The organism is Sphingobium sp. LF-16, from assembly GCF_003711185.1.
GTDB lineage: Bacteria > Pseudomonadota > Alphaproteobacteria > Sphingomonadales > Sphingomonadaceae > Sphingobium > Sphingobium yanoikuyae_A.
The window spans coordinates 1498159-1524481 of record NZ_CP029335.1; the positions used below are offsets into that span (position 1 = coordinate 1498159).

At 64.8% G+C, this 26323-nt stretch carries 25 protein-coding genes; 7 read left to right on the plus strand and 18 right to left on the minus strand.

Features of this window, described 5'->3' with window-relative positions:
• Positions 1 to 42 precede the first annotated feature (42 nt).
• Complete coding sequence (locus DIZ22_RS07000; protein WP_048937147.1) at positions 43 to 1236, plus strand: type III PLP-dependent enzyme; 1194 nt, start codon at positions 43 to 45, stop codon at positions 1234 to 1236.
• Positions 1237 to 1399: 163 nt separating this feature from the next.
• On the opposite strand, the gene DIZ22_RS07005 is transcribed toward DIZ22_RS07000, so the two are convergent.
• The 7 genes from DIZ22_RS07005 to DIZ22_RS07035 are packed head-to-tail and all read right to left on the minus strand — an operon-like array spanning position 1400 to position 9287.
• The gene (locus tag DIZ22_RS07005) at positions 1400 to 2605 is read right to left on the minus strand and encodes a class I SAM-dependent RNA methyltransferase (RefSeq protein ID WP_048937148.1); all 1206 of its coding nucleotides are present in this window, start codon (positions 2603 to 2605) and stop codon (positions 1400 to 1402) included.
• Positions 2602 to 3993: an NAD(P)H-hydrate dehydratase gene (locus DIZ22_RS07010; protein WP_048937149.1), complete on the minus strand. Its 1392-nt coding sequence runs from the start codon at positions 3991 to 3993 to the stop codon at positions 2602 to 2604. Before DIZ22_RS07010 ends, DIZ22_RS07005 begins: the two co-directional genes overlap by 4 nt.
• Positions 3993 to 4349 carry a hypothetical protein gene (locus tag DIZ22_RS07015; protein WP_048937150.1) on the minus strand — a complete coding sequence of 119 codons (357 nt, stop codon included), beginning with the start codon at positions 4347 to 4349 and terminating at the stop codon, positions 3993 to 3995. Before DIZ22_RS07015 ends, DIZ22_RS07010 begins: the two co-directional genes overlap by 1 nt.
• Positions 4350 to 4401: 52 nt before the next feature.
• Complete coding sequence (locus tag DIZ22_RS07020) at positions 4402 to 5118, minus strand: N-formylglutamate amidohydrolase (protein ID WP_048937151.1); 717 nt, start codon at positions 5116 to 5118, stop codon at positions 4402 to 4404.
• A complete protein-coding gene (locus tag DIZ22_RS07025; RefSeq protein ID WP_206364619.1) occupies positions 5115 to 5975 on the minus strand; it encodes a 4-(cytidine 5'-diphospho)-2-C-methyl-D-erythritol kinase in 861 nt (286 codons plus the stop codon). Before DIZ22_RS07025 ends, DIZ22_RS07020 begins: the two co-directional genes overlap by 4 nt.
• Positions 5976 to 5992: 17 nt before the next feature.
• On the minus strand, positions 5993 to 7609 hold the full coding sequence (locus DIZ22_RS07030) for a tetratricopeptide repeat protein (protein ID WP_048937249.1): 1617 nt from the start codon (positions 7607 to 7609) through the stop codon (positions 5993 to 5995).
• Between the two features lie 25 nt (positions 7610 to 7634).
• Positions 7635 to 9287 carry an electron transfer flavoprotein-ubiquinone oxidoreductase gene (locus DIZ22_RS07035; protein ID WP_048937153.1) on the minus strand — a complete coding sequence of 551 codons (1653 nt, stop codon included), beginning with the start codon at positions 9285 to 9287 and terminating at the stop codon, positions 7635 to 7637.
• An 81-nt stretch (positions 9288 to 9368) separates the two neighbouring features.
• Here DIZ22_RS07035 and DIZ22_RS07040 point away from each other — a divergent pair, with 81 nt between their 5' ends.
• The 3 genes from DIZ22_RS07040 to moaB are packed head-to-tail and all read left to right on the plus strand — an operon-like array spanning position 9369 to position 12462.
• Positions 9369 to 10151 carry a uracil-DNA glycosylase family protein gene (locus DIZ22_RS07040; RefSeq protein ID WP_048937154.1) on the plus strand — a complete coding sequence of 261 codons (783 nt, stop codon included), beginning with the start codon at positions 9369 to 9371 and terminating at the stop codon, positions 10149 to 10151.
• Positions 10148 to 11935 (plus strand): lytic transglycosylase domain-containing protein, encoded by a 1788-nt coding sequence (locus DIZ22_RS07045; protein ID WP_048937155.1) that lies wholly within the window; start codon positions 10148 to 10150, stop codon positions 11933 to 11935. The genes DIZ22_RS07040 and DIZ22_RS07045 overlap by 4 nt, the downstream gene beginning before the upstream one ends.
• Positions 11935 to 12462, plus strand: coding sequence for a molybdenum cofactor biosynthesis protein B (gene moaB / locus DIZ22_RS07050; protein ID WP_048937156.1), 528 nt, complete (start codon positions 11935 to 11937; stop codon positions 12460 to 12462). The genes DIZ22_RS07045 and moaB overlap by 1 nt, the downstream gene beginning before the upstream one ends.
• Positions 12463 to 12612: 150 nt before the next feature.
• Here moaB and DIZ22_RS07055 read toward each other — a convergent pair whose 3' ends face one another.
• Positions 12613 to 13125, minus strand: a complete 513-nt coding sequence (locus tag DIZ22_RS07055; protein WP_048937157.1) for a YbjN domain-containing protein — start codon at positions 13123 to 13125, stop codon at positions 12613 to 12615.
• An 86-nt stretch (positions 13126 to 13211) separates the two neighbouring features.
• On the opposite strand from DIZ22_RS07055, the gene DIZ22_RS07060 reads away from it, so the two are divergent.
• Positions 13212 to 14279, plus strand: a complete 1068-nt coding sequence (locus tag DIZ22_RS07060; RefSeq protein ID WP_122928062.1) for a PA0069 family radical SAM protein — start codon at positions 13212 to 13214, stop codon at positions 14277 to 14279.
• Between the two features lie 7 nt (positions 14280 to 14286).
• Here DIZ22_RS07060 and DIZ22_RS07065 read toward each other — a convergent pair whose 3' ends face one another.
• From DIZ22_RS07065 to ccmC, 8 genes are all read right to left on the minus strand, one after another.
• Positions 14287 to 16209 carry a potassium transporter Kup gene (locus DIZ22_RS07065; RefSeq protein ID WP_048937159.1) on the minus strand — a complete coding sequence of 641 codons (1923 nt, stop codon included), beginning with the start codon at positions 16207 to 16209 and terminating at the stop codon, positions 14287 to 14289.
• A 133-nt stretch (positions 16210 to 16342) separates the two neighbouring features.
• On the minus strand, positions 16343 to 16984 hold the full coding sequence (locus tag DIZ22_RS07070) for a cytochrome c biosynthesis protein (protein ID WP_048937160.1): 642 nt from the start codon (positions 16982 to 16984) through the stop codon (positions 16343 to 16345).
• Positions 16981 to 17391, minus strand: coding sequence for a cytochrome c-type biogenesis protein (locus DIZ22_RS07075; RefSeq protein ID WP_048937161.1), 411 nt, complete (start codon positions 17389 to 17391; stop codon positions 16981 to 16983). Before DIZ22_RS07075 ends, DIZ22_RS07070 begins: the two co-directional genes overlap by 4 nt.
• Positions 17391 to 17918, minus strand: coding sequence for a redoxin family protein (locus tag DIZ22_RS07080; protein WP_234415568.1), 528 nt, complete (start codon positions 17916 to 17918; stop codon positions 17391 to 17393). The genes DIZ22_RS07075 and DIZ22_RS07080 overlap by 1 nt, the downstream gene beginning before the upstream one ends.
• Complete coding sequence (locus DIZ22_RS07085; RefSeq protein WP_048937163.1) at positions 17915 to 19843, minus strand: heme lyase CcmF/NrfE family subunit; 1929 nt, start codon at positions 19841 to 19843, stop codon at positions 17915 to 17917. The genes DIZ22_RS07080 and DIZ22_RS07085 overlap by 4 nt, the downstream gene beginning before the upstream one ends.
• Positions 19840 to 20286: a cytochrome c maturation protein CcmE gene (ccmE, locus tag DIZ22_RS07090; protein WP_048937164.1), complete on the minus strand. Its 447-nt coding sequence runs from the start codon at positions 20284 to 20286 to the stop codon at positions 19840 to 19842. Before ccmE ends, DIZ22_RS07085 begins: the two co-directional genes overlap by 4 nt.
• Positions 20283 to 20414, minus strand: a complete 132-nt coding sequence (locus tag DIZ22_RS07095; RefSeq protein WP_107917594.1) for a heme exporter protein CcmD — start codon at positions 20412 to 20414, stop codon at positions 20283 to 20285. Before DIZ22_RS07095 ends, ccmE begins: the two co-directional genes overlap by 4 nt.
• A gap of 2 nt (positions 20415 to 20416) precedes the next feature.
• Positions 20417 to 21139, minus strand: a complete 723-nt coding sequence (gene ccmC, locus DIZ22_RS07100) for a heme ABC transporter permease CcmC (RefSeq protein ID WP_037506637.1) — start codon at positions 21137 to 21139, stop codon at positions 20417 to 20419.
• A gap of 184 nt (positions 21140 to 21323) precedes the next feature.
• On the opposite strand from ccmC, the gene purF reads away from it, so the two are divergent.
• Positions 21324 to 22802: an amidophosphoribosyltransferase gene (purF, locus tag DIZ22_RS07105; RefSeq protein ID WP_004207288.1), complete on the plus strand. Its 1479-nt coding sequence runs from the start codon at positions 21324 to 21326 to the stop codon at positions 22800 to 22802.
• A 96-nt stretch (positions 22803 to 22898) separates the two neighbouring features.
• On the plus strand, positions 22899 to 23615 hold the full coding sequence (locus DIZ22_RS07110) for an SDR family NAD(P)-dependent oxidoreductase (RefSeq protein WP_048937165.1): 717 nt from the start codon (positions 22899 to 22901) through the stop codon (positions 23613 to 23615).
• On the opposite strand, the gene DIZ22_RS07115 is transcribed toward DIZ22_RS07110, so the two are convergent.
• Together DIZ22_RS07115 and DIZ22_RS07120 are read right to left on the minus strand one after the other, a co-directional pair.
• Positions 23612 to 24880, minus strand: coding sequence for a cyclopropane-fatty-acyl-phospholipid synthase family protein (locus DIZ22_RS07115; protein ID WP_048937166.1), 1269 nt, complete (start codon positions 24878 to 24880; stop codon positions 23612 to 23614). The two genes, DIZ22_RS07110 and DIZ22_RS07115, sit on opposite strands and share 4 nt — an antisense overlap.
• Positions 24881 to 24917: 37 nt before the next feature.
• Complete coding sequence (locus DIZ22_RS07120; RefSeq protein WP_048937167.1) at positions 24918 to 26294, minus strand: deoxyribodipyrimidine photo-lyase; 1377 nt, start codon at positions 26292 to 26294, stop codon at positions 24918 to 24920.
• Positions 26295 to 26323: the final 29 nt, after the last annotated feature.

Sequence of the window (26323 nt, forward strand, 5' to 3'; positions counted from 1 at the left end):
AGGCAGCTTTTTCGCCCTGAACTACACTGGAGGTCCCTTGAGTTGCACAAGCATCATAGCGCGCTGGGGGTAGCGACCGCCCTCACACCGGCAGCACCGGTAACGCTGATCCGTCCCGAAGCCGCAGCTCGGGCCGCCCGTTTCTTCACTGAGAAGTTTCCGGGTCGCTCGCTCTATGCAGTCAAGGCGAATCCGTCTCCTGATCTGATCCGCAAGCTTTTCGATTCGGGCATCACGCATTTCGACGTGGCCTCGATTGCCGAAGTGCGTCTCGTTGCCGAAACGCTCGAAGGCAAGGCCAAGCTCTGTTTCATGCACCCGGTCAAGGCCGAGGAAGCGATCGCGGAAGCTTACCATGTCCATGGCGTGCGCACCTTCTCGCTCGACACGATCGACGAGCTGGAAAAGATCATGCGCGCCACCGATGATGCGACCGATCTGGAGCTGTGCGTGCGCCTGCGCGTTTCGTCCGAACATTCGGAACTCAGCCTGGCGTCGAAGTTCGGCGCGGAGCTGGGCGAGACCCGCGAACTGCTGATGGCAACCCGTCAGGCTGCCGATGCGCTGGGCATCTGCTTCCATGTCGGCAGCCAGGCGATGAGCCCCCAGGCCTATAGCGATGCGATCGAGCGCGTGCGCGCCGCGATCGTCGATGCGGCCGTCACGGTCGACATCATCGATGTCGGCGGCGGCTTCCCGTCCATATATCCGGGCATGGAGCCGGTCGCGCTCGAAAATTATTTCGAGGCGATCCACCGCGGCTTCGAAAGCCTGCCGGTCAGCTACTCGTCGGAACTGTGGTGTGAACCCGGCCGCGCGCTGTCGGCGGAATATAGCTCGATCATCGTGCGCGTCGAACGCCGCCGTGGCCAGGAACTCTACATCAACGACGGCGCTTATGGCGCGCTGTTCGATGCCGCGCATATCGGCTGGCGCTTCCCCGTCGCCCTTCTGCGCGAGGATGAGAGCGAGGAAGAGCTGGAAGGCTTCTCCTTCTATGGCCCGACCTGCGATGACATGGACCATATGGTCGGCCCGTTCATGCTCCCGGCGGACGTGAAGGTCGGCGACTATATCGAGATCGGCATGCTCGGCGCCTATGGCGCGGCAATGCGCACCGGCTTCAACGGCTTCACCTCGGAATCGACGATCGAAGTGTCGGACGAGCCGATGGCCAGCCTCTATGCCGAAACGCTGCCGGCCCGTCGTCGCGCAACTGTCATCAAGCTCGGTTAAGACGGGCACCGCTCCCCTTTAGGAGAGGATGCCCGTCCAACGGCCCGCATAGGCCGAGGATCGAACGAAAGACTATATCCCTCGCTGCCGCCCCCTCGCAGCGAGGGATTTTCTTTGGGGCATTTTACCCCTCCACGACGGTGTGAACTTCGTAGGAAATCGCTCAGGGGCGCCGGAAAATCCCGACCAGTTCGACATGGGTGGACCAGCGGAACTGGCCGACCGGCATGACGCTGTCGAGCACATAGCCACCCGCCACCAGATGCGCGGCGTCGCGGGCGAAGCTGCCCGGATTGCATGAGACATAGGCGATCAGCGGCACCGTCGACTGCGCCAGTTGCATCGCCTGTTCGCGCGCACCCGCACGCGGAGGATCGATCACCACGGCGGCAAAGCGGTTCAGTTCCTCGGGCGTCAGCGGCCGGCGGAACAGGTCGCGATGATCGGCCACCATGCGCCGCTGCGCGCGATGGCCGGCGAGTTTGAGCGACAGCACCAGATCGCGCGCGCCCTCCGCCGCATAGACCGGTCGATTGGCGCCGATCGCCAGCGCAAAGGTGCCAAGGCCGCAGAAAAGGTCGGCGACAGCGCCGGTCGCGGGCAGCGGGTCCTGCACTGCCTTCACCAGGGCAGCCTCGCCATCGGGCGTCGCCTGCAGGAAGGAATAGGGCGGGAAGCCGACCGCCACGCCGCCGAAGCTGACGGTCACCGGCTCCGGCTCCCAGCGCGTCTCCGGACCGTCACCCTGATCGATGGTCAGCCGCGCCAAGGCGTGTTCGCGGGCAAAATCCCCCAGCGCCTCGTCCGCTGCCAGCCCCTCGACCTTCACGCCTTCCAGCAACAGGTCGACGCCCTGATCGGTCAGCGACATGCGCACATGCGCGGCGCGCTTGTCGGGCAGGCAGGTCAGCAGCATCGTCCGCAGCGGCGCGATCAGCGCGAACAGGCGCGGATCGAGGATCTCGCACATCGTCAGATCGACCAGCACATGGCTGCCCTGCTCGGCAAAGCCGATGTTGATCCGCTTGCCCTGCCGCGAGGCGCGCAGCGAGGCGCGGCGACGCGTGCGCGGTGGCGAAACATGGGCCGGCAGCACCGTCTGCGGCACTACGCCCTGCCCGGCCAGCGCACCGGTCACGCGGGCGCTGACGAAATCAGCGAGGCTCGGCTCGTCAATCTGCTGCAGCTCGCAGCCACCGCAACCGGGAAAATGGACGCAGGGCGCATCGACATGGTGCGGGCCGGCGACGATGCTGCCGTCAGCAGCGATCCGGTCGCCCGGTGCTACCAGTGCGAAATGCCGCCCGTCGGCGGTGACGCCATCGCCCTTGGCGGCGATGCGAAGGATGAGATCATTATCTTGGGTCACAGTCGCGAGCCGATAGCGGCTGGAAGCGCGGCAAGCAAATCATCCGCGACAAAAGCCGGGCCAACCCGTCGCGCAGCGTCCCCATGCAGCCACACCGCCTCGCACGCCGCACGGAAGGGATCGCCGGTCACGGCCAGTCGCCCGACGACCAGGCCAGCCAGCACATCGCCCGTTCCGGCTGTAGACAGCCAGGTCGAAGCGCCCCGCGCCACCGCTACTTGGCCATCCGGCGCGGCGATCACGCTGTCCGCGCCCTTATAGACCACAACCGACCTCGTCATGCGGGCGCCGGCCAGCGCCCGGTCGATCTTGCTGCCCGGCAGATCGCCGAACAGCCGGACGAATTCGCCTTGATGCGGGGTCAGGATCGATCCGGCCGGGATATGGGTTGCTGCCCTTGCTGCCAGCAAGGTGAGCGCATCGGCGTCCAGCACCAGCGGCCGCTTGCATGCCAGCGCAGCATCAAGCCGCATCTGTGCCCCATCCTCCCGGCCCAATCCCGGACCGACCAGCACGGCCGCCAGCCGAGCTTCGGAAAGAGCATCGCTGAGGACAGTTTCATCCTCAATCTGCTGATGAACGATGGCATGTGGCCTGGCCTCACAAGGCGAAGCGTCATAGCGCCTCACCATGCCGGCACCGGAATGGGCCGCCGCAGCCGCTGCCAGCGCTGCCGCGCCCGGCATAAGACCGCCGACAACGCCAACCAGACCTCGGCTATATTTATGCGCAGCGGCAACAGGCGCGCGAAGCCGCGGCGGTGCAAGCACATGCATGTCCTGCGGCATGGTCAGGCCGATGTCCGCCCTCACCAGCTTCCCCATGAGGCTGGCCGCCGGCTGCAACAGATGCGCGGGCTTGAACGCGCCCAATGCGATCGTCACGTCGAACTTCGGCACCGCCGACAATAGCTGGCCGTCATCCGTCCCCACGCCGCTCGGCAGGTCTATCGCATAGCTGTGATTGGCATGCGCCACCAATGCGCCCAAGCGTTCCGCTACCGCCGCATCCAGGCCACGCGTCAGCCCCGTGCCGAACAGCGCGTCGACCAGTTGTGCCGCCGGCGCGGCATCGGCCAGCGACTCTACCGGGCCGTCCCACAATGCCCTGGCCCGCAGGGCAGATGCAGTGCGACTGTCACCCAGGGAGGCAACCCGCACCGGCACACCCAGTTCGCGCAATATATGCGCAATAACAAAGCCATCACCGCCATTATTGCCAGGACCACAGAGGATCAGCGCGTCCCGTCGATGCCCGGCACGCCAGATGATCTGCGCCGCCGCCGCACCGGCTCGTTCCATCAGTTCATAGGGATCGACGCCAGCATCAAACGCCGCCTGCTCGGCCGCACGGATGGCTGCTGCCGTCAATATCGGGTCGGGCACCATCAATTCGGCTTGGCCGCCACGGTAGCGGGCAGCCGATACCGGTCGGCACCGATCGTCACTTCGACCAGCCCCTTGTCGATGATAGTGAGCTTTGCGTCCTCGGCACCATCGGCCGAAACCAGGCCGCGCCCGTCCTGCACGATCCTCAGCCGCCGGAACCCGCCATCCCGATGGCGCAGCGTCAACATGTCGCCCTCGCGTTCGACGCCACATTCTCGCGACCAAGCGCCCTTGCCGATCGCGCAGTCGATCAGGCTGTCGTCATCGGCGATCGCCCCACTCCCGCCGCCCTTGCCGTCACATCCCGCCAGGGCCAGCCCCGCCAACATCAGTGCGCCAGACAATCGCAGCCCCATCAGAACATCTCCTTTCGACATCCTCTATGGCCCGGCGCGCCAGGCCCGACCATCAACTCAGCCGGTTACGGCATTCCAGCACGATCGGCCCGAGCAGATCGGCAAAGCGGCGCTGCCCGGCAGCATCGCCAACCAGATCCTGCCGCATCTCGATCCCCAGATAGGGGATGCCATTGGCTTCCGCATGGCGGTTCATGGTCGCGTTGAGCAATTGGCCAGAATAGGGCAGCTGGTCGCCGACATTCAGCCCCGCCGCCTCCAGCATCGGAATGGCGATCCGCGCCGCCCGATCATCCTGATTATAGAGAATGCCGATATCCCAGGGCCGCTGCTGCGCCGGATCGCTTGCCAGGCGCGGCGTGAAACTATGCATGGACAGGATGAAGGGTGACGTCATGCCGTCAAGCATGGCCGCCACCTGATGATGATAGGGATGATGGAAGCGGCGCATCCGTTCGGCCAGATCGGCGTCGCGATTACCCGGAATGGCATGGCCGTCACTCATCACCGGCAGCAGGCCGGGCGCATCCTCTTCGCGATTGAGGTCGATGACCAGGCGGGAGATGCCGGCCAGGATCGCGGAGCAGTTCAGTTGCGCCGCGAGCAACTGACTGACCTCCGCCACACCTATGTCGATCGCGATATGTTCGCGAAGCAGCGCCGGATCGATGCCCAGGTCGATATCGTCGGGGACATGGGCCGAGGCATGATCGGCGATGATCAGCAGGTCGAGATCGCCCTCCCGCACAGTGGTGAAGGCTTCGCTCATGATGTCCTGATCCTCGTTTCCATCACCCACCAATCCGGATGATCGCGGCGCAGGGCCGCCGCGGCCTGCACCATGGCCTGCCCGTCATCGAACAGCGCAAAACAGGTCGCGCCCGATCCGGACATGCGCACCAGCCGGGGAGCTTGCGCCTGCAACGCCTGCAGCACATCACCGATCACCGGCGCCAACAGCCGGGCCGGCGCTTCCAGATCATTGCGACCGGCGCGCGCAAGCCCATCAATATCCAGCGCATCGAGCGCACCGCGATCGATCCTGTCCCAGCCGGCAAAGACCGACGCCGTCGAGACGCCGACCCGCGGATTGACCAGCATCATCGGCCGGCCCGACAGGTCGTCCAGCGCCTGCGCCTCCAGCAGCTCGCCACGGCCGCGCACCAGTTGCGTGGTACTGGCCAAGCAGGCCGGCACGTCCGAGCCAAGCAACAGGGATAATTGCTGTAATACAGCGTCTTCCACGGTGATATTCCAGAGACGCAGCAGCAGGCGTAGCGTCGCAGCCGCATCCGCCGAACCGCCACCAATGCCGGATGCAACCGGCAGTCGCTTGTCGAGCCGAATATCGGCGCCGACCGTTACCCCGGTGGCCGCCTGAAGGCGCCGCGCCGCTCGCATGACCAGATTGTCATCGTCGCCGCTCAGGCCAGCACCACAAGGGCCTTCCACGGCGAGCGTGATGACGCCATCGTCGCGCTGACGGGCATGGAGAATGTCCCCATCATCGGCAAAGACGAACAGGCTTTCCAGCGCATGATAGCCATCCGCGCGGCGCTCGCGCACATGCAAGGCCAGATTGACCTTTGCATAAGCAATTTCAGTTAGTTGTTCGGAAATATTCACAGAATTTCGATACAATCTCAGGGCGCAGCATATTCGGGTTTCAAGCCTTCACGGGCCTTAGCGTCAAGCCGATTGGCGACATCCCCCTCCGCGAAGACCGCTGCTGCGCGCCAGGCGTAGCGCGCTTCATAGCGGCGACCGGCGGTCCACAATGCGTCGCCCAGATGTTCGTTGATCGTGGCATCACCGGGCGCTCCGGCTGCGGCGCGTTCCAGCACCGGGACTGCGCCTTTGACGTCTCCGGTCACGAACTTGGCCCAGCCAAGCGAGTCCGTGATCGAGGCATCCTGGGGCTTGAGCGCACTCGCCTTTTTCAGCAGGTCGAGCGCCACATCGACATTCTGCCGCCGTTCGATCTGGGCATAGCCGAGATAATTGAGGATGACCGGTTCATTCGGGGCCATGATAGCGGCCTTTTCGAGCACCGCACGAGCCTCGTCCCACCGCTTGCCCTGCTCCAGCGCGCTGCCTTCGAACAGCAGTAATGCCCAAGGCAGGCTGTCAGCCGAATAGCCTGCCTGCGCACGATGGAAAGCGGATGCAGCGCCGTCGAAATCGCCGGAGTCCGCCAGCAATCGTCCAAGTCTTACAAGGCGTTCTGGCTCGGCTTTAGGAGCCGATGCCAGGCTTTGCGCCAGTGCGATCGCGCCGTCGCGATCCCCCGAGGCCGCCAGTGCCTCGACCAGCTCCGCCTGGGCGAGCGCGCCGTACCAGCCAGTCACCGGCACCTTGCGCGCTTCCACCGCCGCATAATTGGCGAGATCGCCCGCCACCAGCAGCTTCGCCGCCACCAGATGTGGCTCGGCCGCGGCAGGATCGGCAAAGGTCGCGATCCGCGCCAGACGAATGCCCAGCGCCGTGCCCGTTTCGTCGGACGCGATGTCGACCGCCAGACGGGCCAGCAATTGCGCAAAGCCCTGCCTGGGCGTGAAGGGTGCGGCAATCGCTCCCGGCACCTTGCCGCGGGCAACGTCCGTACGGGCCTTGGCGAAGCTCGCTTCATCGGCGGGCAGCAGGGCCAGGGCATCCGCCTTCGCCCGGCGCCCGGCCAGTTGCGCGGCGAAGGTCAGGCGCAGCGCTTCGTCATCCGTCACGCGCAAGGCCAAGGCACGGCGCATCGCGCCAATCGCCTCTTCCTTGTCGCCCCGCGCCATGGCCTGCAACGCCAGATGCTCGTCGAGATAGCGGGCGCCCAGCGCGCCGAACTTGTCCTTGCTATCGATGACGGGCGCCACATAGCGGCGCTGGCCCAGCGATATCCAGCTCTGCACGATCGGGGCGAGGAAGGAGAAATTGCCCTCCTCCACCAGCCGGTCGGTGAAGGTCTGCGCCGCCGCCCAATCCTTGCGCCCCAATGCGTCGCAAATCCGCAGCAAGGTGCCGTCGCGCGGCAGCATGCCGCCCTCATCCAGCAACGCGGCCGATTGCAATGCCAGCGGCATGTCGCCGCTTTCCAATGCCTGGACATAGGAACGGCGGGCAATGGCAAGGCTGGTCGGATCGCCGGCGAGGGCCACACGATAGCTGTCGACCGCAACGCCCAGCGCGCCTTCACCATCGGCAAGGCGCGCGCGGGCATAGGCATGCAAGGCCATATCGGGATCGACCGATGCGCCGGCCACGGCCGGCAGCATCAGCAACAGTCCTTGAATCAGGCCCCTACATGTTCGGATAATTCGGTCCTCCACCGCCCTCGGGCACGACCCAGTTAATATTCTGGGTCGGGTCCTTGATGTCGCATGTCTTGCAGTGGACGCAATTCTGCGCGTTGATCTGGAAGCGAGGCTCCCCTTCATCCAGACCGACCACTTCATAGACACCGGCAGGACAATAACGCTGAGCCGGCTCGTCATAAAGGGGCAGATTGTAGGAAATCGGGACCGACGGATCCTTCAACTGCAGATGGACCGGCTGGTCCTCCTCATGATTGGTGTTCGACAGGAACACCGAGGACAGACGGTCGAAGCTGATCACGCCATCGGGCTTGGGATAGGCGATCTTCTCGCACTGGTCCTTGCGCCACAATTTCTCGCAATCGGGCTTGTGCTTCATGGTGAAGGGCAGACCGATCTTGAGCGTGCGCATCCACATGTCGATGCCGGCCAGCAGCGTGCCGATGGTGTTGCCGAACTTGGCCAGCAGCGGCTCGGCATTCTTCACCAGCTTCAGTTCGTCCGCGATCCAGCTGGAACGCAGCCGATCCTCATAATCGTGCAGCACGTCGCGCGCGCGCTCGTCCTGGATCGCCTCGAACGCGGCCTCGGCGGCCAGCATGCCCGACTTCATGGCGGTATGGCTGCCCTTGATGCGCGGCACGTTGACGAAGCCGGCCGAGCACCCGATCAGCGCGCCACCGGGAAAGACCAGCTTGGGGATCGACTGCCAGCCGCCCTCGTTGATCGCGCGCGCGCCGTAGGAAACGCGGCGGCCACCCTCCAGGAACTTGCGGATTTCCGGATGCTGCTTCCAGCGCTGGAATTCCTCGAACGGATAAAGGTGCGGGTTGCGATAGCCCAGCCCGACGACGAAGCCGAGCGCAACCTGACCATTGGCCTGATGATAGAGGAAACCACCGCCATATGCGTCGGTTAGCGGCCATCCCTGCGTATGGATGACAAGACCCGGCTGATGCTTGGCGGGATCGATGTCCCACAATTCCTTCATCCCCAGGCCATAGACCTGCGGCTCGCAATCGGCCTCCAGGTCGAACTGGCGCTTGAGGATCTTGGTCAGGTGGCCGCGCGCGCCCTCCGCAAAGAAGGTATATTTGGCGTGCAGCTCCAAGCCCGGCTGATAGTCCGCCTTGCGCTCGCCATCACGGGCAATGCCCATGTCGCCGGTCGCGACCCCCTTCACGCTGCCATCCTCATTGTAGAGGATTTCGGCGGCGGCGAAGCCGGGGAAGATTTCGACGCCCAGCCCCTCGGCCTGCTCGGCCAGCCAGCGGCACAAATTGCCCAGCGATCCGGTATAGGTGCCCTTATTGTGCATCCAGCCCGGCGTCATGATGTGCGGCATCGCCATCTTGCCCGCCTTGGACAAGACCCAATGCTGGTTGTCGGTGACCGGAACATCGGCCATCGGGCAGCCCTGCTCCTTCCAGTCGGGGATCAGTTCATCCAGCGCCTTGGGATCGACCACCGCGCCCGACAGGATATGGGCGCCGATTTCCGACCCCTTTTCCAGCACGCAGACGGCCAGTTCCTGCCCTGCGGCATTGGCCAATTGCTTCAGCCGGATCGCTGCAGACAGGCCAGCCGGTCCCCCACCGACGATGACGATGTCATAGGGCATCGAATCCCGTTCGCTCATAATCCCTCCATAAAGGCGCCCGCCAGCACATGTCCGGCCATCCGGTCGCCTTATTACTCCAACGTTTTGACATTCCACGCGATGAAGATTCTTGACCCTCGCGTCAACCTCTGGCCCAAGGGCATCGTGATGCGGGGATTAGAGCGGGACTTTGGAGCCGCAGCGCCTGACGCCTATCTGGCGTGGTGGTCGCTGGCGGGGGTGGACGGCGCCGTAGCGGAAGCACCAGTCAACTGGTTGCGGCCGCAGCCGACGCGCGCCCAGCTGGCCGAGCAGGCTGCGAAGGCCTTTGCTCCGCCGCCGCCCGAAAAACCCAAGACGCTCGACGCCTATCTCGAATGGCTTGCCAGTGATTCGGCCCAGCCCGAACGCAAATGGCCCGGCACCCCGATCCTGCCGACCGGCCCGGCCGAAGCATCGCTGATGGTCATCACCGACATGCCTGACATGGCAGATGCCGGCGCGGGCCATTTGTTTGCCGATCGCGCGGGCGCTCTGTTCGATGCCATGATGCGGGCCATTGGCCTGCGCCGTGACGATATCTGCCTGGCCTCGCTGTTCACCGTCCGCCCCGCCGGCGGCATGGTGGAGGCCAGCGATCTGGCCCATGTCGCCGATCGCATCAGGCTCCATGTCCATCTCGCCGCGCCGCGCCGCCTGCTCCTGCTGGGCGATCGGACGGTCCGTGCGCTGCTTCCGACCGATGGCGCCGACCGGCCCACCGGTTTACGCCCCTTTAACCATGATGGCGGCACTGTGCCCGCCATTGCCACATTCCATCCGCGCCTGCTGCTCAGCCAGCCCGCGGCCAAGGCGGAATGCTGGCGCGCCCTGCAAAGCCTGATTGAGGAAGATCGCCCGTGATTCGCGTTGCAACCCGCATTTCCAGCCTTGCCCTGCTCAGCATGAGCGCGGCGCTGGCGATCCCGGCCGGCGCCAAAGCGGCCGAAACCCTCCCCACCTTGCCGACCAGTTCCACCGTCAACACGCCGCTGCAGCTGTCCGATGGCGACAAGGCGCGTTACAATGCCATCTTCGCCGCCCTGCGCGACCAGAAATGGTCGGATGCCAAGGCGATGATCCTGGCACTCGACCCGCAGGATGCGGTTCGTCCGCTGGCCCTGTCGGAACTCTATCTTGCCAAGGGGTCGCCGCGCGTCGAGCTGTTCGACCTGCTCGACCTCGTCAACAAGGCAGCCTGGCTGCCCAAGGCCGACCAGCTTTCCCGCCTGGCGCAGAAGCGCGGCGCGACCATCCTGCCCGATCTGCCGCAGGTGCAGAAGCTGGTATGGCTGGGCTCCGCCCCGCGCCGCCAATATGTCAGCGGCAGCAAGACGGACGTTCTGGCCCAGAGCCTGTCGGCCCAGATCCTGACCTTCATCAAGAATGACGATCCGGCCGGCGCGGAAGGGCTGCTTGCCGCCGGCGAAGCCGGGCTGACGCCCGAAGGCCTGACCGAGGTGCGCCAGCGTGTTGCCTGGGCCTATTATATCGAAAGCGACGATCTCAACGCGCGCCGTATGGCCGCGCGCGCGCTCGAAACCCGTACCGGCGGCGACTGGACTGTGCAGGCTCACTGGACGACGGGCCTGGCCGCCTGGCGCCAGAATGATTGCCGCGCTGCCGCCCCGGCCTTCGCCAATGTCGCCGCGCTGGCGGGCGACGCGGACATGCGCGCGGCCGGCGCCTATTGGGCATCGCGCGCCTATATGGTCTGCGGCGAGGCCGAGAAGGTCGAGAATATGCTGAAGCTCGCGGCGCGATCCGACGAGACCTTCTATGGCCTGCTCGCCCGCGAGAGCCTGGGCATGCCACTGGGCGGGGCGACCATGAATGCGCGCTTCAGCGACAATGACTGGCGCCAGCTCAAGGACAGTCCCAATGTCCGCAGCGCGATCGCGCTGGCCGATATTGGCGAGAATGGCCGCGCCGACGAGATATTGCGCTATCAGGCGAAGCTGGGTGGCACCGCCCAATATGATGCGCTGCTGCGCCTGGCCAGCGCGCTTAATCTGCCCGCAACCCAGCTCTGGCTCGCCCATAATGGCCCGGCCGGCAAGCAGCCCGACAGCTTCGCCCGCTTCCCGGCGCCGGCCTGGCGGCCGGACGGCGGCTGGCGCGTCGACCCCTCGCTGATCTACGCCCATACGCTGCAGGAATCCGGCTTCCGTTCGGACGTCGTCTCCAGCGCCGGCGCCCGCGGCCTGATGCAGGTGCGCCCCGGAACCGCCGGCGATGTCGGCCTGTCGAACGCATCGCAATTGTTCGTGCCGTCCACCAACATGGAATATGGCCAGCGCTATCTGGAATCGCTGCGCGACATGAGCGCGACCGGCGGCCTGCTGCCCAAGGTGATGGCCGCCTATAATGCCGGCCCGCTGCCGGTCGAACGCTGGAACAGCGAGGTGAAGGACAAGGGCGATCCGCTGCTCTTCATCGAATCCCTGCCCTATTATGAAACCCGCGCCTATGTGAACATCGTCATGCGCAACTATTGGATGTACCAGATCCAGGCGAAGGGCGAGGCGGATTGCCTGACCGGCATGGCGCAAGGCATGTGGCCAACCTTCCCCAATGCCAAGGGCGTCAAGCTAGTGCGTCTCAGCAAGGCCGATGGCCGGGCGATGATCGCCGGCGGATCGGACTGATGCCGATCGATGAGGGCCGGACCTTCCTGCCCGTCCGCATCGCCGTCCTGACCGTTTCCGACACCCGCACCCTGGCCGATGACCGGTCCGGCAATACGCTGGTCGATCGCCTGACCGGCGCGGGCCATATCCTGGCCGACCGGTTGATCGTCACCGATGATCGCAGCGCCATCGTCGCGCGCCTTCACGCCTGGATCGACGATCCGCAGGTTGACGTGATCCTGACCACCGGCGGCACCGGCGTCACCGGCCGCGACGTCACGCCCGAAGCCCTCGCTCAGGTGCAGGACAAGGAAATTCCCGGTTTCGGCGAGCTGTTTCGGTGGCTCAGCTATCAGTCGATCGGCACCTCGACCATCCAGTCGCGCGCCACCGCCTGCGTCGCGCGCGGCACCTATATCTTCGCGCTGCCCGGTTCGACTGGCGCGGTGCGGGATGCCTGGGACGGCATTCTCGCCAGCCAGCTCGACAGCCGGTTCCGTCCCTGCAATTTCGTCGAGCTGATGCCACGCCTCACCGAGCGCTGAGCGGCTGTTTGAAAAATCGCGAAAGGGCGATTTTTCGTTACGGTTCCAGCCCGCTCCCCCGCCCAACCACCCGACAGGATGACACTGGATCGGGTGGTTGGGCGGGGGAGCGGGGCGGAACGGGCTTTCTCAAACAGTCTCTACGCGCCCTTACTTCTTGAGCGTGGGCGCCGGGTTCTCCTTGAAGAATTTGCTGAGTTCGCCGAGCATAACTGACCACCAGTCGACCACGTCGGCGAAATTCTCCTGGTTGAGACCGCCGATCGTGCTGACGTCATAGGACACGTCCAGCGTCTTGTCGTCGGCCAGCGACATCTGGATGAAGCGCTTGGACTGGTTCCACTTGTTCGCCAGTTCGACCGTGTTGCCGCCATCATCTGCGAAATTGATACCGAACTGCAACGAGTTGCAGTCCTTCATCTCTTCGCAGCCATAGAAATAGATGGTGAAGTTATAACCGCTGGCAGCGCTCTCGATCATCGGGTTACCGGTCGACTTGCTCTTGGTCAGCGCCGCCTTGTAACCTGCCGCCTGCAACGCATCGACCACCGACTGGGGCCGGCTGGCGCAGACCATATTTGCGGCACAATCCGTCGTCGGCGTCGCGGCATCGGCCGCGCCTGCCATCAACATCAGAGCCGGAACAAGCCACCAAGCACGCATGATATTTCCCCCTGCTTTCAAGGGGCCAGCCATGACGCGTCGGAAGCGACCTTGTCAATAAGTTCCTGATATGTTCTTATTTCAAAATGGTAATTATCCCCGGACGCGGCGCAACGCACAACCAGGCCAGCAGCCGGTTCAACCTGGCCGCGCGCGAGGCGGACGGCGACTGGCTCGACGCCGTGGAAGCGATCGACGGACCGGCCCAGAAACTGCGCACCAGCGTTTCGCTGATTACGCCGCGCACGATCATCTCGCGCAACGCGTCGCCCGACATCGCCTTCTCCCAGTCGATCAACGCCTATGCCGGCTGCGAGCATGGCTGCATCTATTGCTTTGCCCGCCCGACCCACGCCTATCATGATCTGTCGCCGGGGCTCGACTTCGAGACGCGCCTGTTCGCCAAGCCGGATGCAGCGACATTGCTGCGCAAGGAATTGTCGCACCGGAACTACAGCGTCTCGCCGATCGCCATGGGCACGAATACCGATCCCTATCAGCCGATCGAGAAGGATTGGGGGATCACCCGCCAATTGCTGGAGGTGATGGTGGAATGCCGCCATCCGGTCTTCATCACCACCAAGTCCGACCGCATCCTGCGCGACATCGACCTGCTTGCCGATCTGGCGCGCGACAATCTGGTCGCGGTGATGATTTCGGTCACCTCGCTCGATCCCAAGGTCGCGCGCACACTGGAGCCGCGCGCGCCCCATCCCGAGCGACGGATCGCCACCATCGCCCGACTGGCCGAAGCTGGCGTGCCGGTATCGGCAAACATGTCGCCGATCATCCCGGCGATCAACGATCATGAGATCGAACAGGTGGTGGCGCGGCTCGCCATGGCCGGCGCGCAGGACGTCAACTACATCCTGGTCCGCCTGCCGCATGAGGTCGCGCCACTGTTTCGCGCTTGGCTGGAAACCCATTATCCCGATCGCGCCGCCAAGGTGATGGCGATGATCCGGGACATTCGCGGCGGGCGCGACAATGATCCCGATTTCGGCAGCCGGATGCGCGGCCAGGGCGTCTGGGCCGACCTGACCCGCACCCGCTTCATCAAGGCACGGCGCAAGGCCAATCTGGGGCAGGCGCGGATCAGCGTCCGCACCGACCTGTTCCGGCCGCCCGAAGGCGCGCAGATGCGGCTTTTCTAAAGGCCGGTCAAATCTCGACCTGGCTACCCAGTTCGACCACGCGATTGGTCGGCAGGCGGAAGAACTCCATCGCGCTTTCCGCGTTGCGGAGCATCCAGGCAAAAATCTTCTCGCGCCACAGCGGCATGCCGGGATTGGCCGAAGGCAGCAGCGTCTGGCGCGCCAGGAAGAAGCTGGTGTCCATCATCTTGAACGCCTGGCCGCAGCCGGTAACATTCTTGAGCGCGGCCGGAACATCCGGCTCCTGCATGAAGCCATATTGCAGCACCAGACGGAAGAAGCCGCGGCCCAGATCCTCCAGCTTGCACCGGCCGTCATCCTCGACCACGGGCACATCCTTGATCTTGACCGTCAACAGGATCACCCGCTCGTGCAGCACCTTGTTGTGCTTGAGATTATGCAGCAGCGCATGCGGCACGCCATCGGGCGTCGAAGTCATGAAAACAGCGGTGCCCGGCACGCGCACGGCGCTGTTGGCGGCCGAAGCCACGAATACCGGGATCGGCATCGCTGCCTCGCGCAGCCGTTCCTGCACCAGCCGGCGCCCGCGCGACCAGGTGGTCAGCAAGGTGAAGACGACGAAGCCGATCAGCAGCGGGAACCAGCCGCCGTCGGGCACCTTGGTCAGATTGGCCGCCAGATAGGCGCCATCGACCAGGTAGAAGACGGCAAGCAACGGCGCGGCATAATACCATTTCCAGTGCCACAGCCGATAGAGCACCACGGTCAGCAGCACATTGTCGATGAACATCGCACCGGTGACGGCAATGCCATAAGCCGCGGTCAGGTTGGACGAGGTCTTGAAGACCAGCACCAGCAGGATGACCATGACCATCAACCCCCAGTTGATCAGGGGAATGTAGATCTGGCCGGCCGTCGAGGCGCTGGTATGCTCGATCCGCAGACGCGGCATGAAGCCGAGCTGGATCGCCTGCTGCGTGACCGAGAAAGCGCCGGATATGACCGCCTGCGACGCGATGATCGCCGCCAGCGTGGCAAGGCCGATCAGCGGCAACTGCATCCATTGCGGCGCGAGATTGTAGAAGGGACTGTGCAGCGCCGCGGCGCCCTCACGGAAGAGCAGCGCGCCCTGCCCCATATAGTTGAGCATCAGCGCTGGCAGGACGAAGATCAGCCAGGACACGCGGATCGGGCTGCGGCCGAAATGGCCCATATCGGCATAGAGCGCTTCGGCGCCCGTCACCGCCAGCACGACCGAGCCCAGCGCCAGGAAGGCGGGCAGCGGATCGGTGGCAAAGAACATCACCGCCCAATAGGGATTGAAGGCGTAGAGAATGCCCGGCGTCTTGACGATGCTGAGCAGGCCGAGCGATGCGATCGTCACGAAATAGATCAGCATGATCGGCCCGAACAGGGTCGCGACCTTGTTGGTCCCCAGACCCTGGATCCAGAACAGGCCGAGCAGGATCAGCACCGCGACCGGCAGGATCGCCGGCGCCAGATTGGCATTATAGACCGCCAGGCCTTCCACCGCCGACAGCACGGAAACCGCCGGCGTGATCATCGAATCGCCGTAGAAGAGCGACGTCGCGAACACACCCAGCAGCACGATCCCGCGCGACCAGCGCTGCGTCTTGGTCTGGCCGTTGATCAGCGCCAGCAGCGCCAGGCTACCGCCCTCGCCCTTATTGTCGGCGCGCATGATGATGCTGACATATTTGAGCGTCACAACCAGCATCATCGACCAGAACATCAGGCTGATGACGCCCAATATATGGTCGGGATCGAGGTCGAGATGATGGTGCCCCGCAAAAGTTTCGCGGAAGGCGTAGAGCGGGCTGGTGCCGATATCGCCGAAGACGATACCGATCGCGCCGACGACCAGCTTGGCCGTGGCTTTCTGGCGGGCATGGCCATGCCCATCCTGCTCGCCGTCTTCGGGGACGGCGACCGCGCTGTCATCAGCCATGAAGGAAATGCTCGATCATCAATATCATGTCGCAACCCTTGCCAGGGCAATTCTCATTCCAAGGACGGAGCCCAGCAAACCGCCGGCCCCTACCATGGGCACAGGGTTCACGCAATGATCGCCCCGATGCGGATCATCGCGAAGCCGCATCCATTGCCAGCATGGCGTCGATACGCGCGATATTGGCCTGCAGTTCCGCCTTGATCTTGCTGCCTTCGGGCGCCGATTGCGCCAGCGGCAACCATTGTTTGCGCGCGGCATCCAACTGGCCAGCCTGGGCGAGGGCAAGGCCATAGAAATAGCGCGGCGCCGGCCCCTCCGGGTCAAGCCGCAACGCCTGGCGATAGGCATAGTCCGCCGCCGGCGCGACCACGCCATCGGCATGCGCGACCAGCGCATTGCCCATGCCCAGCCACAGATTGGCGTCTTCCGGCGCCTGCTTGAGGCCGGAGAGCAGGACATTGGCTGCCTCCTTGGTCAGGCCGCGCCGCCCGTAGGAATCCGACATGATCAGCCATTGGCCGGCCGGGCCATAGCGCTCCGCCAGGCTGCGGCGTCGCTCCGCCAGCTTCTCGTCGAACTGCGCTTCCTTCTCGGCTGCGACCTGTCGCGGCGCGCCGGCAAGGCCGGGATGCCCCTGCCAGGCATAGCCCGCGAGGCCGACCAGCAAAGCCGCTGCAACGATCTCCCGCGTCACGCGCGGGATGCGCCCGATGAAGCAGAGCGCCGCCATGGCGAGGATGGCGATGCCGAAAGCGATGATCCAGCCCGTCATGCCCGCGGCCTCCGCTTGATCCGTCCGCGCATCAACAACAGCCCCAATGCGAGCAGGACGATCGGCGCCGCCCAGAGCGGCCAGAGGATCGGCGCGGCCGTCGGCTCATAGCTGACCCAATCGCCATAGCGCTCGATCAGCCAGCGCCTGATATGCTCAGGCTCCTCTCCCGCCCTGATCCGCTCGCGTATCTCGGAGCGCATGTCGCCGGCCATGCTGGCGTTCGAATCGGCGATCGACTGGCTCTGGCAGGTGAGGCAGCGGATGGTTTCCATCAGCGCCTTCGCCTTGCGCTCCAGCGCCGGGTCATCAAGCTGCCGGTCGGCATAGGGCGCCGGCGGCAGGGCGGTCTGCGCCTGAACCGGCGCCGCCAGCATCAGCAGGAGAAGAGAAAGCAGCCCCCTCATCATTGCGCGTCCTTCAGCCGTTGCAGCAGCATCGGCACGTCATCGGCGCGGATGTCACCAATATGCTGATAGGCGATCCTGCCCTTGCCATCGATCACGAAGGTTTCCGGCACGCCTGACGAGCCCAGTGCGATCTGCACGCCACTGCGCGCATCCAGGCCGATCCGGCTATAGGGATTGCCGTTGCGCGCCAGGAAGGCGTCGACATCGGGCCGGGCATCGCGGATCGCGATCGCGTCTATCGCTACCCCAGCCTGCTTGAGCGCCATCAGTTGCGGCGCCTCCGCCGCGCAGGGAATGCACCAGCTGGCAAAGATGTTGAGCAGGCGCGGCTTGCCATCCGCCAATTGTGTGCTGGCAAGCGCCGGCCGATCGCTGGCAGCAGCCGGCAGGGTGAAGGCCGGCAAAGCCTGGCCGATCAGCTTGGAGGTGATGACACGGTCATCCGGCTTGAACAGGCCGGTGGCGAACAGCGCGAAGAAGCCGAGGAACAGGACAAGCGGTAGCCAGATCAGCAGCTTCCTCATGCCATTGCCCTCCGCGCACGCCATTTCATCAGCCAGCCGCGCCGCTCTCGCCCGACCAGCGCCAGCAGGCCGCCCAGCGCGATCATGATGCCACCCAGCCAGATCAGCGTCACGAACGGCTTCCACCAGATCCGCATCTGCCAGCGGCCAGCATCGGCTTCCTGCCCCAGCACGACATAGAGCTGGCCATTCCACCGGGTCAGCAGAGCTGCCTCGGTCGTGGTCGTCGGCGGCGAGGCGAAGAAGCGCGATTGCGGATGGATCACGACCGCGCGGCCGCTCCGTTCCGCAATGACGTCCGCCTGCAACGCCGTCCAATTGTCGCCAGCAAGCGGCAGGATACGCTGGAAGCGCAGCGTCCAGCCGGCCGTCTCGATGCTGTTGCCCGGCCGGACTGCCACAAGCTTCTCAACCGTGAACGCCGAATCGCAGGCCATGCCCGCCAGGCTGACGGCACAGCCCAGATGCGCGATCACCATGCCATAGGTGAAGAGCGGGGTGCGGCGCAGATTACGCTTCCACAGCGGCGCGAGCGATCCCACGCCGACGGCCAGCGCCACCACCAGCCCGCAATAGGGCAACAGCCCGATCCGGCCCCAGGCGAGGGCACCAACCAGCACCACGGCCGCCAGTGCGACCGCCGCCGGAACGAGCATGCGCCCGGCCACAGCGCGCGCCTGATCCCGGCGCCAGCGGGTGAGCGGCCCTGCCGCCATGACGATCAGCAGGATGAGCGCGATTGGTCCGGCAATGCGATCGAAATAGGGCGCGCCAACCGACACCTTGTGTCCGAATGCTTCGGTCATCAGCGGGTAAAGCGTGCCGATCAGCACCAGCCCGAGGATCACCGAAAGCAACAGGTTGTTGACCACCAGGAAGGTTTCGCGGCTGACCAGTTCGAACGGCGCGCCCTCGCGCACCGTGCCGATCCGCCAGCCGAACAAGGCCAAAGCGCCGCCGATATAGAGTGCCAGCAATGCCAGGATGAAGCTGCCCCGCTCCGGATCGACGGCGAAGGCATGGACGCTGGTCAATATGCCCGAGCGGACCAGGAAAGTGCCGACCATCGACATGGAGAAGGCGACGACGGCCAGCATCACCGTCCAGGCGCGCAGCGCGTCGCGGGTCGCCAGCACGGTCACGCTGTGCAGCAGCGCGGTCGCCGCCAGCCAGGGCATCAGCGATGCATTTTCGACCGGATCCCAGAACCACCAGCCGCCCCAGCCCAGTTCATAATAGGCCCAATAGCTGCCCGCGGTGATGCCAAGCGTCAGCATGACCCAGGCGGCCAGCACCCAGGGGCGCATGGCGCGAGCAAAGGCCGCATCCACCTGCCGCGTCAGCAAGGCCCCGACCGCGAAGGAAAAGGCGACCGACAGGCCAACATAGCCGAGATAGAGCGTCGGCGGATGGAAGGCGAGGCCAGGATCCTGCAGCAGCGGATTGAGCCCCTGCCCGTCCGCCGGTGCCGGGGAAATGCGGGCGAAGGGATTGGAGGAGAAGAGCAGGAAAGCGTAGAAGCCCAGGCTGATTGCCGCCTGCGCCCCCAGCGTCGCCATATGCGCGTCGCGCTTCAACGCGCGCTCGAACAGCGCCACCGCCGCGCCGGCGACGGCCATCACCGTGACCCAGAGCAGCATCGACCCTTCATGGTTGCCCCAGGTTCCGGCGAACTTGTAGAGCCAGGGCTTGGCCGAATGGCTGTTGGTCGCCACCAGCAGCACCGACATGTCGGACCGCAGGAACAGGCTGATCAAAGCGACAAAGGCGGCTGCCGTCAGCACACCCTGCAAAACAGCGACAGGTCGGACGGCGCCCAGCACCTCGCCCTTGCCGCCCGCCAGCCCCATGCCGACCAGAAACAGCTGAAGCAGCGCGAGGACCGCGGCAAACCACAGGGCAGCGAGACCGGCTTCGGCGATCATGGTGCGGCCTTCATCTCATGCGTGGTTTCATTATAGGTCATGCCGTCCAGTTCGCGGGGCATGTAGCGCTCGTCATGCTTGGCCAGCAAATTGGTGGCGACGAACCGCCCCTGCCGGTCAAAAGCGCCCTCCGCGACCACGCCGCTGCCTTCCTTGAACAGGTCGGGCGCGATGCCGCTGAAGGTCGCCGGCACGGTCGCCTTGCCGTCGGTCACGTCGAAATCGATCGTCACGCCATCGGCCGCGCGCTTGAGGCTGCCCTTCACCACCATGCCGCCCAGACGGATCGCCTTGCCGGGATCCACGCCCTTGGTCTTCACGTCGTTGGGCGCGTAGAAATAGGCCGCTTCGTCCTTCAGCGCTGATACGGCGAGCAGCCCGGCGCCGATGATCGCCACCAGCGCCGCGAGCGCCAGGATCAGCCGTTGATGCTTGGCCTTCATGTCCGGTCAGACAGCCGCTCGGCCTGACGTTCGGCCGATCGCATCGCGCGCCAGCTAACGATGGTGACGATCGCCGTACCCACCGCCGTCACGGCATAGGCGGCGATCACGAAAGCCCATTGGTTCATCTCTACCCTCTCGTCAGGCGCTGCATCCGCGCCTCGACCTTATTTTGTGCCAAAATTGCCCGCATCCGCATCAGCACGATCGCGGCGAACAACAAGGTGAAGCCGAACAGCGTCAGGCCCAGCGGCCAGAGCAACGATCCGTCGATGCTCGATCCGCGCATCGTGATGCTCGGCCCCTGGTGCAGGCTGTTCCACCAGACCACCGAACGGTTGATGATCGGGATGTTGATCGCGCCGACCAGGCCGAAGATCGCGGTCACCGGGCTGACCCCGCCCTGTCCCTGCCGCGCCGATGCATTGGCCAGGGCGATATAGCCCAGATAGAGGAAGAGCAGCACCAGCATCGATGTCATGCGCCCGTCCCATTCCCACCAGGTGCCCCAGGTCGGCCGGCCCCAGATCGAACCGGTCATCAGGCAGATGGCGGTGAACAGCGCGCCCGGCGCCGCGATCGCGCGGCCGGCTACGGAAGCCAGCGGATGGCGCCACACCAGTTGCATCAGGCCGGACACGGCGATGCCGGTCCAGCCCGCCATGCCCAGCCACGCGGCCGGCACATGAATATAGAGTATGCGCACCGTATCGCCCTGCAGATAATCCGCCGGCGTCAGGAACAGACCCGAAGCGCAGCCGGCCAGCAGCAGCACGAGGCCGGGCCAGAACAGCCAGCCCGTCATCGGACGGGCGATCTTCAGGAAGCGGGCGGGATTGGCAAAACGGTGCATGAGTACAGGTTTCTTAGCGACACCCGAACGTCAACGCCAGTGGCCGTTTAGCCCATGGAAAAGCCAGCAAAACGCAGCGTTGCCACGATTGGCCACGCTTTTTTGTTACAGGCAGGCGACAAATCGAGCGGGAGGGACTATATGCGCGCGAAAGGTCGCCCCAGAGGGGTGGTCAGGAACGGCAATGGACCCGCTCACACCCATGATTACGACGAATCCTTTCGACGACGACAAGTTGCGCGAAGAATGCGGCATTTTTGGCGTATCCGGCGCAGAAACCGCGTCCGCGATGGTAGCGCTCGGCCTTCACGCCCTGCAGCATCGCGGCCAGGAAGCGGCAGGCATCACCAGCTGGGACGGGCATGATTTCCATACCCATCGTGCCATGGGCCATGTCGCCGGCAATTTCGACCGCGACGAGGTGATTCGGGGCCTTCCCGGCGACACGGCCTGCGGCCATGTCCGTTACTCGACCACCGGCGAAACCTCGCTGCGCAACGTCCAGCCGCTCTATGCCGAACTCAATTCCGGCGGTTTCGCGGTTGCCCATAACGGCAACATCTCCAACGCGATGAAGGTCCGGCGCGAACTGATCCGCCGCGGCTCCATCTTCCAGTCGACCTCCGACACCGAAGTCATCATCCATCTGGTCGCGACGTCCAATTATCGCACCCTGCTCGACAAGTTCATCGATGCGCTCAAGCAGATCGAAGGCGCCTATTCGCTGATCGTGATGACCCCCGAGGGCATGATCGCCTGCCGCGATCCACTCGGCATCCGCCCGCTGGTGATGGGCAAACTGGGCGATTCGACTATCTTCGCTTCGGAAACCGTCGCGCTCGACGTGGTCGGCGCCGACTATGTCCGCTCGATCGATCCGGGCGAACTCGTGATCGTCACCAAGGATGGCGAAATGCGCTCGATCCGCCCGTTCGGCGAAGTGCATCCGCGTCCCTGCATCTTCGAGCATGTCTATTTCAGCCGCCCCGATTCGATCATCGACAATTCCAGCGTCTATTCGGTCCGCAAGGCGATCGGCGCGCAGCTGGCGATCGAAAATCCAGTCGAGGCCGACTATGTCATCCCGGTGCCCGACAGCGGCGTGCCGGCCGCCATCGGCTATGCGCAGGAATCGGGCATCCCGTTCGAACTGGGCATCATCCGGTCGCACTATATCGGCCGCACCTTCATCCAGCCGGGCGACAAGGTCCGCCATCTGGGCGTCAAGCTGAAGCATAATGCAAACCGCGCCCTCATCCAGGGCAAGCGCATCGTGCTGATCGACGACTCGATCGTTCGCGGCACCACCTCGCTGAAGATCGTGCAGATGATGCGCGAAGCGGGCGCGGCCGAAGTGCATATGCGCATCGCATCGCCGCCGACCAAGCATAGCTGCTTCTATGGCGTCGATACGCCCGAGCGCACCAAGCTGCTGGCGCACAAGCTGGACATTGGCGGCATGCAGGACTTCATCCACGCCGACAGCCTGGCCTTCATCTCGATCGACGGCCTGTACAAGGCGCTGGGCGAGGCGAAGCGCGCCGACATCCGTCCGCAATATTGCGACGCCTGCTTCACCGGCGACTATCCGACCAAGCTCACCGACCAGGATGAAGCGGTGGTCGAAAACCAGTTCGAACTGCTGGCAGAACGGGTCTCCTGATCCACGGGCAAGGCCCGACCGGGCGGGGTCGCACGACCCCGCCCTTTCCTTTTCCCACGACGACACCCGGCATCGGTCGGGGCGAACGGAGAGCCGATGTCTGATACCTTGCCGCTGTTCGGAAAACTTGCGCTCGTCACCGGCGCCAGCCGGGGCATCGGCGCCGCCACGGCGGAAGCGCTGGCCGCAGCCGGCGCCCATGTGATCCTGACCGCGCGCACCAGCGGCGGACTGGAAGAGGTGGAAGATCGCATTCATCAGGCCAGCGGCAGCGCCACCATCGCACCGCTCGACCTTATCGACGGCGAAAGCATCGGCCGCCTGGCCCAGGCCATTTCGGGTCGCTGGAAGGCGCTCGACATCCTCGTCCTCAACGCCGCCACGCTTGGATCGCTGGCATCGGTTCCCGCAATCGATGCCAAGGAATTTGCCCGGCTGCTGATGCTCAACATCGCTGCGCCCCAGGCGCTGATCGCCGCTTTTGATCCGATGCTGCGGGCCAGCGCCGACGCGCGGGTCATTGCCCTGACATCCTCGGTCGGCGCCACCCCGCGCGCCTATTGGGGCGCCTATGGCGCGTCCAAGGCCGCACTCGAAACGCTGGTCGGCGCCTATGGCGAGGAGATGAAGAACATCTCCGCCATCCGCACCCATATCGTCGATCCCGGCGCCACCCGCACCGCGATGCGCGCCCGCGCCTTCCCCGGCGAAGACCCCGCAACGCTCAAGGGACCGGAAACGGTCGCCAGGGCCATCCATGATCTGGTGCTGAGCGATGCCCCGAACGGCCATCGCCTGCGCGTCGAGGGTTAAGCTGCCGACTTCATCAGCGTGACCTGGGCGACATCAATGGTGCCGCCCCGGAAACCGCCTTCGCAGTACATCAGATAATAGCGCCACAAGCCCACGAAATGCTGGTCGAAACTGGCCGGCAATCGCCCTTCCTCGATCGCCCGGTCGAACCGCTCGCGCCAGCGGCGCAGCGTTTCGGCATAATGGTCGCCAAAACGACGCACGTCGCACCATTCCAGCCCGCGTTCCTGCGCCAAGGCCCGAAAGCGACTTTCGGATATCAGCATGCCGCCAGGGAAGATGTAGGTCTGGATGAAATCGGCGCCGCGCGCATAATGATCGAAGATCGCATCATCGATCAAAATATATTGGATCGCGGCGCGCCCACCGGGCTTCAGCAGGCGTGCGACCGCATCCAGATAGTCGGGCCAATAATGTTGGCCGACGGCCTCCACCATTTCCACGCTGGCGATGGCCTCATACCGCCCCTGTGCGTCGCGATAATCGGTCAGATGAATCTGCGCGCCCGATCCCAGCCGATCGCGCGCATAATCAGCCTGCTCGACCGACAGGGTCAGCCCGTCATATTGGATGGCGCAGCGTTCCATCGCCTGTTCGGCGAGGCCGCCCCAGCCGCATCCGATTTCCAGCAGCGCCTGCCCGTCACGCAGGTCCAGCCGATCCAGCAGGGCGTCCACCTTGCGCTGCTGCGCCCGTTCCAGGCTTTCGATTCGATCCTCAGGATTGAGGAACAAGGCACTGGAATAATGCATGTTCAGGTCCAGCCACAGGCCGTAGAAGTCATTGCCCAGATCATAATGGAAAGCGATGTTCCGGCGCGAGCCATTACGACTATTCCGCCGCGCCCAGTGCAACAATCGCCCTGCCCAACGGGCCGGCCCATGGGGTCGCGCGACGCGCCCCAGCGATACCGCATTGGCCATGAACAGAGCGAACAGCGGAACCGGATCGGCACTGCGCCACTCGCCCGCCGCCCAGGCGCGATACCAGCCCGCCGAGCCACCCATCGCCAGTCGCACCAAGGCGCGCCAGTCGACCAGGTCCACGACACAGTCGAACCCCGGCGCCCGTCCGCCCAGCATCCGGCGCGTGCCGTCCGGCAAAGTCGCATCCAGCGAACCCTGCTCCAGTCCTTGGTCGACGCGATCGAGCATCCGATGGAAAAGCGGCGCGAACAGGCGCGCCCGCCATCCCGGCGTCCGGTCTGCCGGCGGGCGCCGGATCGACAATGCGGCCTTGCCGCGACGGGGGTCGACTGCATTCATCGGGCCTCTTTCTGCCCCATGCCGCGCGTCGCTGCAATCACCCCTTCATCTGGCGATAGGCCGCCAGCGCACGCTCGCGCCCCTCGCGATGGCCGATCCGCTTTTCGGGATAGGATGATGGCCTAACCCCATGAAAATCCGGATCATGGATGACGCGATCGTCCAGATGCGCCAGTTCCGGTACCCATTGGCGGATATAGTCGGCGGCATCGAACTTGTCCGACTGGGTCAGCGGCGCCATGATCCGGGTGAAGAGATTGGCATCGACGCCGCTGCCCGCCACCCACTGCCAATTGACGCTGTTATTAGCATAATCCGCGTCGGCCAACGTGTCCCAGAACCAGCGCGCGCCATGGCGCCAGTCGATCAGCAGATGCTTGATGAGGAAACTGGCCGCGATCATCCGCACCCGATTGTGCATCCAACCCGTCTGCCAGAGCTGGCGCATGCCGGCATCGACGATCGGATAACCGGTTTGCCCCCGTTTCCACGCCGTCCAGTCGACTCGCGCCTCGCGCAGATCGCGCCAGCGCATGGCGTCGAAGGCCGGCTGGGCATTTTCCGATCCATAGGTCGGCAAGGCCCAGACCTGATTATGGGCATAATCGCGCCAGATCAGTTCCTTGAGATAGATGGTCGCGTCGCCCGGCGCCTGCGCCACCCGATGCCAGACCTTGGCCGGCGAAATCTCCCCGAAATGAAGATGCGGGGACAGGCGGGACGTTCCCTCCTGCGACGGCAGATCGCGCGCGACCGCATAGTCTCCGACTTCTCCCAGAAAACTGTCGAGATAGCGCTTTGCCCCCTCTTCGCCCGGCGACCAGTCGGCAGGGAAGCCGCTCGCCCAGTCCGGGTCGCGCGGCAACAAGTTCCAGCCTTCCAGCCTGTCGCTGTCCGGCCAGTGCGATGGCACCTCGATCCGCTGCGGCGCGGGCTGTGGTGGCGCGGGTGGCATGTGCAGCATCACCGCGCGAGAAAAGGGCGTGTAGATGCGATAGGGCGTCCCGCCACCCGTCCGCACCGCCTCCACTGGCAATAGCAGTCCGCCGTCATGAAGCCGCAGGTCGATCTGCCTTGCCACCGCCTTTTCGGCGTTGCGCCACCAGGGCTCATGATGGCGGATGGCATGCACCACCTGCGCGCCGCTTTCCTTGGCCACCTGCGCCAGCACATCGGCACATCGTCCGCGCCGCAAGATCAACCGCGATCCCTTCGCCCTCAATCGCTCGTCCAGGCTGGCAAGGCTGTGATGCAGCCACCAGCGCGACGCACCACCCATCGCCCATTGGCGCGGGCTTTCATCATCAAGGATATAGAGCGGAATGACCGGGCCGGCCTGCGCGGCGGCGGCGAGCGCCGCCTGATCCGAGAGGCGGAGATCCTGGCGGAACCAGATGATGATGGGGGAAGGCATGACCGCCCAATGCCTGCCTAGCACCCCGG